This window comes from Rhodococcus sp. KBS0724 (assembly GCF_005938745.2).
In the GTDB taxonomy this organism is placed as follows: domain Bacteria; phylum Actinomycetota; class Actinomycetes; order Mycobacteriales; family Mycobacteriaceae; genus Rhodococcus_F.
Genome location: NZ_VCBX02000001.1, coordinates 1,624,267 through 1,639,245 on the forward strand (window position 1 = coordinate 1,624,267; position 14,979 = coordinate 1,639,245).

The 14,979-nt window shown below is 59.6% G+C and carries 10 protein-coding genes; 4 read left to right on the plus strand and 6 right to left on the minus strand.

All coding sequences use genetic code 11. The features are described 5' to 3' along the window. The first annotated feature begins 37 nt into the window (after window positions 1-37). The 3 genes from mfd (at window position 38) to FFI94_RS07585 (ending at window position 6,308) form a co-directional block, all read left to right on the plus strand. Window positions 38-3,664 (plus strand): transcription-repair coupling factor, encoded by a 3,627-nt coding sequence (mfd, locus tag FFI94_RS07575; protein ID WP_138872436.1) that lies wholly within the window; start codon window positions 38-40, stop codon window positions 3,662-3,664. A gap of 7 nt (window positions 3,665-3,671) precedes the next feature. Continuing rightward, a complete protein-coding gene (locus tag FFI94_RS07580; RefSeq protein ID WP_397495421.1) occupies window positions 3,672-4,493 on the plus strand; it encodes a MazG family protein in 822 nt (273 codons plus the stop codon). Window positions 4,494-4,826: 333 nt separating this feature from the next. Continuing rightward, entirely contained in the window at window positions 4,827-6,308 is a 1,482-nt protein-coding gene (locus tag FFI94_RS07585; protein ID WP_138872437.1) for a sugar transferase, read from the plus strand. A gap of 35 nt (window positions 6,309-6,343) precedes the next feature. Here the strand turns inward: FFI94_RS07585 and FFI94_RS07590 are convergent, their stop codons facing one another. Next, window positions 6,344-6,856, minus strand: coding sequence for a YdcF family protein (locus tag FFI94_RS07590; protein WP_260683907.1), 513 nt, complete (start codon window positions 6,854-6,856; stop codon window positions 6,344-6,346). A 327-nt stretch (window positions 6,857-7,183) separates the two neighbouring features. Between FFI94_RS07590 and FFI94_RS33595 the strand changes: the two genes are divergently transcribed. Beyond that, complete coding sequence (locus FFI94_RS33595; protein WP_185993151.1) at window positions 7,184-8,908, plus strand: hypothetical protein; 1,725 nt, start codon at window positions 7,184-7,186, stop codon at window positions 8,906-8,908. A 33-nt stretch (window positions 8,909-8,941) separates the two neighbouring features. Here FFI94_RS33595 and FFI94_RS07600 read toward each other — a convergent pair whose 3' ends face one another. The 5 genes from FFI94_RS07600 to FFI94_RS07620 form a co-directional block, all read right to left on the minus strand. Next, a complete protein-coding gene (locus tag FFI94_RS07600) occupies window positions 8,942-10,036 on the minus strand; it encodes a cellulase family glycosylhydrolase (RefSeq protein ID WP_260683910.1) in 1,095 nt (364 codons plus the stop codon). Window positions 10,037-10,265: 229 nt separating this feature from the next. Next, on the minus strand, window positions 10,266-11,351 hold the full coding sequence (locus FFI94_RS07605; RefSeq protein ID WP_138872441.1) for a GH39 family glycosyl hydrolase: 1,086 nt from the start codon (window positions 11,349-11,351) through the stop codon (window positions 10,266-10,268). Further along, window positions 11,344-12,426, minus strand: a complete 1,083-nt coding sequence (locus tag FFI94_RS07610; protein WP_260683913.1) for a glycosyltransferase family 4 protein — start codon at window positions 12,424-12,426, stop codon at window positions 11,344-11,346. The genes FFI94_RS07605 and FFI94_RS07610 overlap by 8 nt, the downstream gene beginning before the upstream one ends. After that, entirely contained in the window at window positions 12,423-14,012 is a 1,590-nt protein-coding gene (locus tag FFI94_RS07615) for a flippase (RefSeq protein ID WP_138872442.1), read from the minus strand. The genes FFI94_RS07610 and FFI94_RS07615 overlap by 4 nt, the downstream gene beginning before the upstream one ends. Window positions 14,013-14,022: 10 nt before the next feature. Further along, a complete protein-coding gene (locus FFI94_RS07620; RefSeq protein ID WP_260683915.1) occupies window positions 14,023-14,955 on the minus strand; it encodes a glycosyltransferase family 1 protein in 933 nt (310 codons plus the stop codon). Between the last annotated feature and the right edge of the window lie 24 nt (window positions 14,956-14,979).

The window sequence follows — 14,979 nt, forward strand, 5'->3', positions numbered from 1 at the left end:
GTCCGCAGCTCGCCGTCACCGCCGAGGAGCGCATTCGTTGACTGCCTTGCCCGCTGCCCAGACTTCGCTTGCCGGCCTTGCCGAGGCCGCGCTCGCAGACGCGGCCTTCACGTCGGTGATCGAGGCGATCGGTCGAGCCACCCTCGACATCGTTGCGCCGAAACCGGCGAGACCGTTCATCGCGGCCGCGCTTGCATCGCGAACACCGGTGCTGTTGGTAACAGCAACGGGTCGTGAAGCCGACGATCTGACTGCCGAACTCACGGAGATGATCGGCGGGTCGGTTGCACAGTTCCCGTCCTGGGAAACGTTGCCTCACGAGCGACTCTCTCCCAGCGCGGATACCGTCGGGCGACGCATCGAGGTTCTCCGACGCCTCGCTCGCCCGGACGATTCCTCGTATGGTGCGCCGCTGCGGGTTGTAGTCACGACCGTGCGTTCTCTGGTCCAGCCGATGGCCCCCGGATTGGGTGAGATCGAGCCGATCACACTGCGCGTCGGCACCGAGATCGACTTCGAGTCGGTTCTGGTCCGGCTGGTGGAAATGGCGTACACACGCGTCGACATGGTCGGCAAGCGCGGCGAGTTCGCGGTGCGCGGCGGCATTCTCGATCTCTTCTCACCGACCGCGGATCACCCTGTTCGCATCGAGTTCTGGGGCGACGAGGTTTCGGAACTGCGCTACTTCTCCGTTGCCGATCAGCGTTCGCTCCCGGAGATCGACGTCGACCTCGTCATCGCTCCGCCGTGCCGTGAATTGTTGTTGACCCAAGACGTTCGGGATCGGGCCGCGGCGATTGCCGCAGAGAACCAGGCCGACGCCTCCCTGGTGGAAATGCTGGACAAGATCTCAGCGGGTATTCCGGTCGAAGGCATGGAGGCATTGCTTCCGGTCCTGAAACCTGGTGAATTGCAATTGCTTTCCGATGTTCTTCCCGCCGGAACCCACATCCTGCTCTGCGACCCGGAGAAAGTGCGCACCCGTGCAACGGATTTGGTGCGCACCGGGCAGGAGTTCCTGGAAGCGTCGTGGACTGCGGCGTCCATCGGAGGCGCGGCGCCACTCGACACCTCCATCCTCGGCGGCGGCGACTCAGGGCTCGGCGCCTCCGCCTACCGGTCGTTGCGCCAAGTTCGAGAATCAGCCGAAGCGGGCGGGCGTCCGTGGTGGAGCGTCAGCCCGCTGGCATCGGGGAGTGGCGAGGAACTCGAACTCCCGATTCAGCCTGCCCCACAGGTACGTGGGTCGGACGATCTTCTGGCCGAGCTGTTCGTCAGCCTCCGCGCGCACGTGACCACCGGCGGACGCGCTGCGGTGGTTGTTGCCGGTGCCGGTACGGCAAAACGCGTCCTCGAACGACTTGGTGAGGCCGAGGTTCCCGCCACAATGGCTGAGCCCGGAGCGGTTCCGGCCCGCGGTCAGGTCTCGGTCTTGCGTGGATCGTTGCACGACGGTTTGGTTCTGCACGGGGACGGCGACGTTCCCGGAATGGTTGTTGTCACCGAATCCGACCTCACCGGCAATCGAGTTGCCGCGGTGGGCGACGGTAAGCGGTTGCCGGCCAAGCGTCGTAACCAGGTGGATCCGCTTGCACTTGCCGCGGGCGACATGGTTGTTCACGACCAGCACGGTATCGGCCGATTTGTCGAAATGGTGGAGCGCACCATTGGCGGGGCGCGGCGCGAGTATCTGGTCATCGAATACGCCGCCAGCAAGCGTGGGCATCCGGGGGACCGGTTGTTCGTGCCCATGGAATCGCTCGATCAGCTCTCGCGCTACGTGGGCGGCGAGCTGCCGGCGCTGAGCAAACTCGGCGGATCCGACTGGGCGAACACAAAACGTAAGGCACGCAAAGCAGTTCGCGAAATCGCGGGCGAACTCGTGCAACTCTATGCTGCGCGCCAAGCAGCCCCCGGCCACGCATTCGGCCCGGACACTCCCTGGCAGAAGGAACTCGAGGACGCCTTTGCCTTCACCGAGACGGTCGATCAGCTGACCGTGATCAGTGAAGTCAAGGGGGACATGGAGAAAGCCGTCCCGATGGACCGCGTCGTAATCGGTGACGTCGGATACGGCAAGACCGAGATCGCTGTGCGGGCCGCGTTCAAGGCGGTGCAGGACGGTAAGCAGGTGGCTGTTCTAGTTCCGACAACTCTGCTTGCGCAGCAGCATCTTCAGACCTTCACGGAACGAATGGCGTCGTTCCCGGTGAAGGTACGCGGACTGTCGCGCTTCACCGACGCCAAGGATTCCAAGGAAATCATCGCGTCCATGGCCGAGGGCGAGATCGACATCGTCATCGGCACACATCGCCTGCTGCAGACCGGGGTGCGGTGGAAGGACCTCGGTTTGGTGATCGTCGACGAGGAGCAGCGATTCGGCGTCGAGCACAAGGAACACATCAAATCCTTGCGAACTCACGTCGACGTGCTGACCATGTCGGCAACGCCGATCCCTCGTACGCTGGAAATGAGCATGGCCGGCATCCGCGAGATGTCCACCATTCTGACCCCGCCCGAAGAGCGTCATCCGATTCTGACGTACGTCGGAGCTTATGCAGACAAGCAGGTCGCCGCCGCCATCAGGCGTGAGCTCCTGCGCGACGGTCAGGTGTTCTACGTTCACAACCGCGTCAGCTCGATCGACAAGGCTGCCAAGCGAATCCGTGAACTGGTGCCGGAGGCGCGGGTTGTGGTCGCCCACGGTCAGATGAACGAGGACACTCTCGAGAAAACGGTTCAGGGATTCTGGGAGAGAGACTTCGACGTCCTGGTATGTACCACGATCATCGAGACGGGGCTCGACATCTCCAACGCGAATACGTTGATCGTCGAGCGCGCCGATTCCCTCGGGCTCTCACAGCTCCACCAGTTGCGAGGCCGCGTCGGGCGCAGCCGGGAACGCGGATACGCATACTTCCTGTACCCGCCGGAGAAGCCCTTGACCGAAACGGCATACGACCGCCTGGCCACCATTTCGCAGAACTCCGATCTCGGCGCCGGTATGGCCGTTGCCATGAAGGACCTCGAAATCCGCGGCGCCGGTAACGTTCTCGGCGCCGAGCAGTCCGGACACGTTGCCGGAGTCGGGTTCGACCTGTACGTCCGACTGGTCGGTGAGGCTGTCGAGGCCTACCGCGCTGCCGCTGACGGGCTCCCGATTACAACCGACGAGGGCCCGAAGGAGGTTCGCATCGACCTACCCGTCGACGCGCACATCCCGCCGGACTACGTCACCAGTGATCGGCTTCGGCTCGAGGGTTATCGAAAGATCGCTGCCGCAACCGATTCCGACGGTATTGCAGCCGTGGTCGAAGAACTGGTCGATCGGTACGGGCCGCTACCGGAAGAAGTGCGTCGACTCGTGTCGGTGGCGAAGCTGCGGCTGCTGTGCCGCGAGTACCAACTCGAGGAAGTGGCGGTCACCGGTACTCAACTCAAGATCTCGCCCATGTCGCTGCCGGATTCCAAGCAGATCAGGCTCAAGCGTATCTATCCGAGCGCGCAGTACCGGGCTACGACAGGCTTGGTGCAGTTGCCACTGCCGCGAACCGGGGGAGTGGGTTCCGATCGCCTACGGGACGTGGAGTTGCTGCAGTACATTGCCGATTTCATCCTGGCGATCGACGGTCGTGCTGCGAGTGCCGTGGTGATGGAGGCGTGAGCCGGTCGTGACCGAGATATCGACGATCGTTCTGCTCGATCCGCTGCGCCCGCACGTTTTTCCGCTCGCGGCACTCTCGTTGTTGTCCGGACCGATCCGGATCGACGACACTGTGCCGGCGTCGGTTCGGGATGCGCTTCCGAAGTCGACTTCAGACGCCGCAGTGGTCGTGACGTTGGACGCCGGCTACGCGGAAGTACCCGCACAGGCGAAAACCGGGGTGCAGATCATCCGGGCGGTGCCTGTTCAGGGTGATCGACTCGTCGAGGCGGCGTCCATCATGGATCGGCTGTGGAGCCGTGGCGGATGGGAAGCGACACAGACTCACGAGAGCCTCTCGGTCTACCTTGTGGAGGAGACGTACGAAGTGCTCGACGCCATCCGCAGCGGTGACGAGATCGACCTTCGTGAGGAGCTTGGCGACCTTTTGCTGCAGGTTCTCTTCCATTCACGGATTGCACAAGCCCACCATGTGTTCGACCTGGACGACGTAGCCGCGGCATTGATCGAAAAGTTGATCCATCGAAGCCCTCACCTGAGAAGTTTGGGTGTGGTCGATATTGCCGAGCAAGAGCGCGCCTGGGAAGAGTTGAAAGCTGCCGAGAAGGCTCGGGCTTCGGCGATGGACGGAATCGCCACGTCGCAACCCCCGATCCTCCTTGCCGCGAAGGTTCGGGCGCGGGCAGAGAAAGCTGGAGTGAGTGACGTCATCGACGAGCAGGAGTTGGCGAGACTCGTTGCGCAGTGCACGCAAGCGGATGCGGAGCTAGCCGGTGCACTGCGCGCGCTGATCGACGAGATTCGCGCGCGCGAATCCGAATCCCGCTGACTCGCAATTTCGTCCGATTTGAAATGATTGACCGGTAATTAGTTGGCAATCGTTCCAATAGCTCGGTGCGGGCGTGTGCGAAGAAAACAAACCTGAGGTATGTTTATGCACGGAACGAGGAACCTGTGGTCGTTTTTCCAGTGAATAGTCGCCTGAACGGCGATGATGCCGGGTGAATGATCGTCAGTTCGTTTCCGCACTGTGAGAGGCCAGGTACGGCAGCCGGCGGGGTGTTGCCGTGCTTGGCTCCGGGGTTGGTTAACGATCAGCGACCACCATACGGACTTCGAAGTAGCCGGTGCCGCCGCATGTAGACACGAAAGACTGATGATCATGAGCGTTCATGCCGAGGTGGGGATCCAGCCGAGAACACGGCGGGTGGACGCAGAACTGCGGATGGACTGGCGGCGTGCGTACAGACGAAGGATAGCGATTACAGATACGGTCATCGTCACCTTCGTGATCGCGCTCGCGCAGGTTGGAAGCATGTGGCCCAACCCGATCGAGTGGCTGACACTACTCAAGGTGGTTGCATCAATTGCTTTGGGCGTTCTGTGGATGACAGTGCTTGCGCGCGGACGCAGTCGACATCAAGCGATGCTGGGCGATGGACGCGACGAGTACGAGCGGGTAGTCCTGGCCACCGGCCAGGTTTTCGGGTTGGGCGCGCTCGCGGGAATTCTTCTCGGGATCGAAATTGCGCGAAGCTATCTGATGATCGCTCTGCCGCTCGGACTGGTGGCCCTGATACTTGGTCGCTACCTGTGGCGCCGCCGTATTCAGGCGAAGCGCTCAGCGGGCCTGTGCCGCAACTCAGTTCTGCTGGTCGGTGGTCATGCGTCCGTGGTTGCGACTACCAGATCCTTCGTTCGAGAGTCCGGAGCAGGCTACGACGTTGTGGGCGTGTGCATTCCACGACGATCGACGGCCCTCGACGATCACATTGTTGTCGACGGCGCACGTGTGCCCGTGCTCGGCAATGAATTCGAAGTAATCGAGGCAATGCGGGCGAGCAATGCCGACACCGTGATCGTTACGGGAACCGAAGACCTCGGCCAAGTTGGAATTCGGAAGTTGATGTGGGACTTGGAAGCTGAAGGTATCGACCTCGTCGTTTCGCCGGTCATCGCAGACGTGTCCATGACCCGCTTGATGATCCGGCCGGTAGCAGGAATCCCGCTGATGCATGTTGCGCGTCCGCGATACGAAGGCGCGAACGGCTGGGCGTCAGGGGCATTCGACAAAGCGTTCTCGGCTGCGATGCTTCTGCTTGTTGCGCCGGTGATGGTTGCCGCCGCACTTGCTGTGAAAACCACGTCTAAAGGCACGGTCTTCTACAAGGCCGAACGGATCGGACTGAACGGAAAACCGTTCCCCATGTACAAGTTTCGAACGATGGTTGCGGGTGCCGATCAACAGGTCGTCGATCTGATGGGCGACAACGAGGGCGCCGGTGGAGTGCTGTTCAAGATGCGTGAGGATCCGCGAATCACGCCGATCGGCAGAATTCTTCGCCGGTTGAGTATCGACGAGCTTCCACAGTTCTTCAACGTCATACGCGGTGAAATGAGTGTGGTCGGTCCGCGTCCGCCGTTGCGACGCGAAGTCGAGATGTACGACGATGAAGTGTCTCGTCGTTTGTTCGTGAAGCCGGGAATCACGGGGCTGTGGCAGGTCAGCGGTCGGAGTGATCTGTCGTGGGAAGAATCAGTTCGACTCGATTCTTCGTACGTGGAGAACTGGTCTGTGGCGCAGGATCTTTCGATCATCGCCCGCACGGTCTCAGCGGTGGTCCGCAGCGACGGAGCTTACTGAGACACGACCCGTGCACGCACAGTGAAGCGGATACCTCAGCAACCTGCTCGCAGGTTTCTGAGGTACCCCGCTGTTTGGTAGACGTAGTTGTATGCCCAGGCACCGATGGATAGGTCGGGACGACTCGCGACCATCAGTAGTTCCCCCGAATAGCACCGAGAAATGATGAATCGGGCGCGCGAAATATGAGGAACAAAGGTCACGACGATGACAGTTTTCCAACCGTTCAGGCGTGCCAGCCGATCGATTTCGAGTCCTTCGCCCTCTGTCGTCGAAGGTGAAGGCACAAAGCAATCGACCGGAAAATCGAATGACCCGCCACAGATCGATTGCATCTTCTTGTCGTTGTCGCGGTAGGGATTGGAGAAGATGATCCGTGGTGCGTATCCACGTCGTACCAGATCGAGTCCCACTTCTTCGCGACCGTCGTGTGCGCCGCCGAGTACCACGACGGCGTCGGCAACTCGAGGTTCGTCGATCTTCGGGGACACGTAGAGCGGCCATCCTGCCGCGGTTGTCAGGGCAAGCGCGCATACCGAGATTGTCACGATCTTCGAGGCTTTCGACATTTTTCTGATAGCTCGACAATACCTGGATCGAGGCACCCGATATTGATGGAGATGAACCTCCCGGGGATATGCCGGTTTTATGTCATTGCGGATTGCCCACGGGCAAAGCGGGTCTGGGATCGTATCGCTGCGCGGACCGCGTAACTTCGTCGGCGCCGGAATTGTCAGGTATTGCCCGGAGTCGCCGAAACCTTGGTGCCTGCTGGGTAGCTGATTACCGTACTTCGGGTATGTTTGTGGTGATTCAGCAAACTTGTGGTTCCTATTGTTGATCTTGAACTGTAGGGCCGAATTGGAGGTTTCGACGTGTCAGATGCGCGGGCTAGGGACGCAGCGATTCGTCGTGAGTTGGGCGTGCCGCCGACATTCGATCTGGTAGCGCACGTTCGAAATCTCTCACGGGTGATGTTGCCCGCGTTAATGATTGCATTGATCGCCGGCGGCGCGATGTATCTTGTTCGGGGGAGTGAGTCGCCAGTCTATGAATCGGACATTGTTGCCGAAGTACAAGCAGGTGCCCAGGTTGTCGTCAGCGATGCAAATTTGGGGCAACTGGTTGCGCCATACATCGCCCTATCCTCTGATAGCGCAGTAGTTGCCAGTATCCAAAGTCGGATGGACAACGGTTGGGCGGCATCTGACGTTTCCAGTCACATCACGGTTACTCCCGGCACGTCGCCGGCCCTGGTGTTGGTGAAGGCGACCGGATCCAGCCAGGAGGAGGCCGACCGTCTCGCTCGCACCGTGGTCGAGATACTGAGCGATGCGCAGGCTCAACGCAACGCCGAAACTCTTGCACTGCGCACCAAAACGTTGACTGACGACATTGCGCGGCTCAACTCACAGCTCGCGGCTGCTCGTCAGGAGAGCATCGACAACGACGAGACACCGATCGCAGATCCGACCACCTCAGCTGACCTGGATGCAAGGCTCGAGCAACTCAGGCAACTACGTGCTTCCGACTCCGCCGCGGATCGGTTACAGCTGTTGTCGGCACCGACCGGGACCGGTCTACCGGTAGCGCCGAAACCTTTGGCAGAAGCTGCAGTGGTGTTCCTGGTCGTTCTGATACTGGTGGCAGAGATTCTTGTGGGTTGCCGTGGACGATTCAGTTCTCGGGTCACCGATGCGTGGGCCCGGCGAGCCTCCAAAAAGTTTGGTGCATCATTGCTGGTACAGCACACACCCGTCGCCGAGATTCCGTCGAATGTTGCTCTCACGCTGAGCCAGCGAGCGAGCTTGGGCGACGATGTGCTCGTGTTGCTGGGGGACGGCGTCGACACCAACTCGTGGCACGTGCCGGAAAATCTGCAATCCCGGATAGCCATCCACCCCTTGAAATCGGAATGGTGGAGCAAGATCGATTCGAGTGGCACGGAATTCGCCATTGTGGTCGTCTCGGCCCGGAAGGCGCAGCAGCAAGACCTCGTCGATACCCTCAGGGCTCTAGCCGAAGTTGATGTCACACGCTCGCTGGTGCTTGTCGGTCCGGCTGCGCCCGAACCGTTCATCGAACTAGTAACCTTGTCGCGATTTCGGGGCAGACGCGACACATCGTCTCCAGCGAGTCCACGACCTAAGCCTGGATCCCCCGCACCGCCCATGTCGGTCCCGCCTGTGGCTGTGCCTCAAGCACATTCAGTTAACCTGATCAAGCCCGTCGATCGCACAGACCGCGGGAAGTTGATCGATGCACAGACCGTGACAATCGAACGAAATTGCTTGCCTGCGTCTGCCGCCAAGAAGACCCGAGAGACTGGTGTCGAAACGGCCGTACCGCGAACCGATCAGGATGGTGACGGTGCGCCCGACGGAGTTGATGCCGCCACCGACGGCGGCGACATCAACTCCGGCGACATCAACTCCGGCGACATCAACTCCGGCGACATCAACTCCGGCGACATCAACTCCGAGGCACCCACCGAGCGAATTATGTTGATGAACAAGAAGAAAAGTGATATTCGCAACGGGCAGTCCGTGACGCGCGTCGGCTTACTGCGTCATGAAGGTGCCGAGGGGGAATCGGATTGACCTACCGGGAAATTGGCCCACCGGGAATCGGGGTCATATCTTGGGGGCGCTGCAACCCCCGATTGCCTTCTTGACTGCGTCCAGCGCAGGCTTCGGCGTGTAGTTGATCGTCACCAAACCGAAATTCTGCTCGATGTCTCGGGAGTTGGTTCCGCGATCACGCATACTGTAGATGAATATGCGTTCGATGTAACCGAGTGCCTGTGCCTGCGCAAATCCGTCGGAGATGATGCTGGCTTGCAATTGCGGAGTTACAGCAGTTGCTCCAGATCCGGTAGGAGCGCCGAATTCGGTTGCCCAGACCTTCTTTCCGGTGTCGCCGTTCTTCACCATGATGTCACGCATCAAACGAATCCGGTAGAAAGTGTTCCAACTCGACGTGGATGCGTCGGATGGCAATGCCGGCCAACTGTACGGGTGGATGGAAAACACATCGAAGTACGGTTTGGCCCCAGCGTTATAGAGGGCGTTCAGATAGGTGACCGGTGAGATGTCGGAGCCGTTGTCGACTGCGGGTGCCAATCCGCCGTTGAGGATCTTGGCCCCTGGTTGGACTGCTCGGATACTGGTTGATGCAGCCTTGAGGATCGATGCGTACGTGTCGACGTTTGGCTTTGGGCGGAAGAACTGTACGAGGTTCGGCTCGTTCCAGATCTCCCAGGTGCTGATCCTCGTTGAATAGCGTTGTGCTGCTTGCTGAGCGAACTTGGCGAATGTCGCAGTGTCAGCGGGGTAACCGTGGGTATCGGTTGCGCCGGCCACACGGGCCCAAACCGGGGTGTAGGTGACGATGCCGACGAGACTCAATCCTTGTAGCCTGGCTCGATCGACAACACGGTCAGTTGCTGCCCAGTTCTGTTGCCCCTTGGTCGGTTCGACGGCAGACCAGTCGATGTCGAAGCGAAGCCAGGTCGTGCCCGCGTTCTTCATGGCACTCAACTCGGTGTCCAGATCGGCTTGTGAAAGCCAATTCAGTGGCGCTCCGCCCGCGATACCCAACCCGACGGAACTGCAGGCTGCCGGCGGGGCTGATGTCGTTGTTGTTGGTACAGGTTTGGGTGCACAGGCGCTCAACGATCCGATCGTCAGTAGTAGCGCGCACACGAGTGGTAATCGAAGTCGACGCACGCCGACCACCTTCCTTCCACGGGATTGCGAAATCGGCATATCTGACAAAATGGATATTCCGGATTTCGCATATGAATCCGACGAACATCAGAATTGCACGAATTCGCTCAGTGGTTGGCGGGCGGTAGGTCTTTTCTTCAGTACTTATGCCCGCTTGTGTAGTCGGTGGAAATGCGCCGGTTGGTATTGTCCGTTTTTTACGGGCTGCAGATGAATGTTGCGAAATATTTCAGATACAGCCTCCGGTTTCGTTGGCAGCGAGCAGTACGTCCATTGCAGGTTTCGGATTCGAGTTCACATCCAGGAGTCCGAAGTTTTGTTCGCGATCGCTTGTGTCGGATCCGCGGTCCTGGAGGCTGTACACAAATACTTTTGCGACGAATCCGAGCTCTCGAGCCTCATTCAGGCCATCCTGGAGAATGTCGGCTTGGACCGCATCGGTGACGGCGTCCGGGCCGTCGCCGGTTGGGGAACCGAATTCCGTTGCCCAGATCGACTTGGTTTCGTCGCCGTTCTCGATCATGGTGTCGCGCATGAGTCGCATTCGATAAAACGCGTTCCAGCTCTGTGTCAGCGAATCGGAGGGTAGTGCCGGGAAGCTGTACGGGTGCATCCCGACGACGTCGAACTGCGGGCCGGCCCCGGCCTCGTACAGGTCGGTGAGAAAGGTTGTAGGGCTGATATCGGTGCCGTTATCCGTCGCCGGCGACAGCCCGCCGGAGACGACGGTCGCGTTCGGTTGCGATTCTCTGATCGAGGTACTCGCCACGGTCAGAAGTTCGGCATATGAGGTGACATCGGGCGCCGGGTTGTAGAACGCGCGCAGATTAGGTTCGTTCCAGATTTCCCAAGAAGTCACCGAATTGGCGTAGCGCTCCGCAGCGAGGCCGGCGAAGTTGGCAAATGTATTCGGGTCCTCGGGGCGGGTATGGCTGTCAGATTCGGCGACGGAAGGATCACGCGCCCACTCCGGCGTGTAGGTGATCAGACCGAGCACCTCGAGCCCTGCATCTGTCGCCGTTTCGACCAATCTGTCGGTACCTGACCAGTCGAAGCTTCCCTGAGTCGATTCGATATACGACCAGTCGAAGTCGAATCTGACCCAATTCACGCCGGACGCTCGAATATCTTCGACCACCTTCTCCATTTCGGATTGGTCCAATGCGGTGTAACCGGATCCGAGAGCGATACCGGTGTTGTCTGTTGGAGGAGCCGTTGCGCACGGCTGGCCTAACGCCGGAACCGACGAGTGCACGACAATCCCGATACCGACGAGAACAATCGCGGCGACTGATAATCGAAGAAATTTAGTCATGAATGAGCTCCTCGAGTAGTGCCGGAAGATTCTTTTGTATGTCGTACCGATCGACAACCTTTTCTCGTCCGGCGCGCGCAAATGCGGATCGCGCCTTATCGTCGTCCAAAAGCCTGGTGATTTCTGCGGCTAGGCGATTCGGGTCGTCGACAGGGATGAGTGAACCTGCTCCACCTGCTAACAACTCGCTGGTTCCACCGTGATCGGTTCCGATTACTGCTATTCCGACGCTCATCGCTTCGAGTACCACCAATGGGCTGGCTTCGGGCGACGTGCTGGCCGAGATGGCCAGGTCCCAATTTCTCAGGGTGGACAGTGAGTCGACATATCCGAGGAATTTGACGCGCCCCAGCAAGTCCGACTCCTCTGACCGTTTGCGCAGAGTTTCGGCGTACGGTTCGTCTCCGGGGAACGGGACGCCGCCGATCTCGAGATGAACATCGGTAATTCGGGCAACGGCGTCCAGCAGAACGGTATGCCCCTTCCACGGAGTGATGGATCCGATGATTCCCACGATGCGCCGGGCGGGCGACTGAATTTTCGCAGCATCGGCAGGCACCGCAACGCCGAGTCGCGCGATACTCGTGGGAATGCCAAGTGCGCGTACAGGTATTGCAGTGGGTCCGGACACGGCAACCGCGCGTCGTATCGATGGCCTCGCAATCCGTACGACGATGTTCTGTTTGGTGTTGGACAGAGTATCGTGGATAAGCCAGGTCGCACCGCCTTTCACACGGCCGAGCCTGATCGCCGGCAAGGCAAACAGTGAGTTGACAATGACTTTGGCGTTCTCGGCCAACGCGCGGGCGGCAATGACACGTCCGGCAATCCGCCAGTTCTTCGCCACCGTGGCGATGCCGAGAATTCGACTGACGCCGCCCTCTCCCCGCAGTCCGAGGGCGGGTAGTTCGACAACTTCACAGATACCGGTGACGCGTTCTCGCAGTGGGCCGTTCGGGCAAGCCAATATCACCCTGGAACCACGTTCTCGTGCAAGTGTCATTACTTGGATCATGACGAGTTCGGCTCCGGATACTTCACCGGTATGGCTGACGAAGATCAACGTTCGAGTCATGGGGTTTCTCCACCAGGTTTGATGAGTGACAACAGGGGTTTTCCGCCATAGATGGGGAGTACTACGAGGATTCCGATGACGACGGTTGGCGCGACGACGGCCACGATCAGCCACGGTATGTCGAAACGTTCGACACAGAACGTTCCCGTTACCGCGACCAGTGCGCCCACGACGGACGTAGCAGTGAACGGGACTGCTGGAAACAGTTTGTGCACTGGAAGTGTCCGAAAGATCACCGTCCAAATCGCAACGAACAGAAGTATTTCGGTCAGTACCGTTGCCAGGGCGGCGCCGTTGAACGACAGTCGTGGAATGAGGGTGAAGTTGAGCACGATATTGACGCTCAGACCGCCGAGCGCCACCCAGGGATACGTCCGATGTCGTCCACTGGCGACCAATATCATCAAACCGAGCTGTGTCAACATCGAGAAGCACGCGCCAAGTACCAACAGTCGTGTCGAAGTGCCTGCAACAGTGAATCTCTCGCCGTACAGCAGTGAAAGAACCTCTGCGGCAACCGGCCAGAAAGCGGCAATGGATGCGCCACCCAGGACGGCCAGGACAATGAACGCTTCTCGGCTTCGTTCCCGGAATGCGTCGAGTTTGTCGGGCCACGACGACACAAGGAGCGTCGTCACAGGCGTGACGATGGTGATTGCGACGATCTGTAGGAGATCCGCGAACTTGTATCCGATGCTGTACAACCCGACAGACTCGAAAGAATCGAGTTGTCCGAGCATGAGTACGTCTACACGGGAAAGTAGTGTGATGAAAGCAAATCCGATGCTCAGCGGAATTGCCTCGACCAGCATTTCCTTCCAACGTCGAAATTGAGCACGCGACGCCGGAAGTGGGCCCGCAATTCCTCTGCGGACACCTCGAATCTTGATTCCGGCGGCAACCACTTCGTTGATCACTGCCGGAATCACGAAGACGATCAGGATGGGTTGCCATAGAACCGCTGCGATGGTTGCGATCAGTTGAGCAAGTTGTCCGGCCCCTTCGGCGACCGCTACGTACGTCATCTTGAGGCGGCTTTGATACATCACGGACAGTGCGTGACTCGGCGTCGCGACAACAACGACGAGGCCGGCAACGGCTGTCGCTTCGATGACCTCCGTCGGATAATTCAATAACCAGACGTAGCCGACAGCGAGGATGTACCCGAGTAGTCCCAGGGCGACACGCAGCGAAATAAAGGCAGTCGTTACCAGCGATATTTCCCAGGGATTGCTTTCGACCAATTTCGCAAGGACAACTCGACCGACTCCGAGATCGGTGATGACGGACAATAATCCGAGGAGGCCGAAGATCAACGAGAACTGTCCGAATTGCTCGGGGCTGATGGCGCGAGCGATCAGGACCGAGCCGATCCACCCCATTGTCGCTACCGCGACCCTGCTCCCCAACATGATGACGGTGCTACGGCGTGCTGCGCTCGCGGTCAATTCGGGTGTCGACGGTTCGTGGATCTTGCTTTCTCGTTCGCGTCGTTCTTGTGCGAACGTTTCGAGTGCGGCCTGTCTCAGTTCCGCGAATTCTCGCTGCGATACGTATTCGCCGTCCGTTTCGCGGCGGTTTGTCATGAAGCGCACATCACACACTCAATCCAGCGAGTCGGTATGCACCGACGGTGAGTTCGGCAGTTCGTGCCCAGGTCAGTCGTGATGCGACTTGGGGTGCGGCGGTTCGTAGGGCCAGGTTGCATTCTGGATCGTTGATCGCCGAGCGCAGAGCACGCACCCACGAGTTCTTGTCATGGGTCTTCACCAGTATCGCGGCATCGTCGATAAAATCGGGGAGGCCACCGACTGCGCTGGCGACGACAGCGCCGCCACAGGCCATGGCTTCGAGTGGAGGTAGCCCGAAACCTTCGTAGCGTGAGGCGTACGCAACGACTGTGGCTGCGGAATACAGAGCTGGGAGATCCTCTGTTGCAACGTATCCGAGCCCAATCGCAGAACTCGGTGCCGAGGGTCCGCGAGAGCCGGAACCGGCGAGGACAAAAGGAATGGAAAGTTCCGAGCAGGCATCGGCAACAAGTGCGACGTCCTTTCGGGGTTCGATCGTGCCGACCTGAAGCACAAATCTATCGGGCAGGTTCAGTCGTACACGAACTTCAGCGACTGCATCAGGGGTGGGGACGACTGCCCACGGTGCGGGGGCCAATGGGGTGACCACTGCCGCTCGACCACTGAAAGCCTTGATTCGTTCGGCAGTGAAGTCGGATACCGCGATGAGCACGTCCGCTTTGCGTAGGGCTCGTGAGAGTAGCCGCCGTTCTCCGGCCCCGCGGAACTTGCTGAATGCCCATGGGACATCGAACACCGACATATCGTGAAACGTCGAGACCGTAACTCCCGCTTGCCTGATCGGGAGATCCACGTCGAGGCTGTGGTACAAAGTGGACCCGGCAACCGGAACCATTGCCCAGGCGGCCCTACGAACACCGGCGACGACGGGCCGCTCGATCGCGCTGAGCGACGACGGAATTTCGGAGACGGCATCGCGTTGGATTGCCGCGCTCAACCTCACTGTTCCATCGACCTGTAA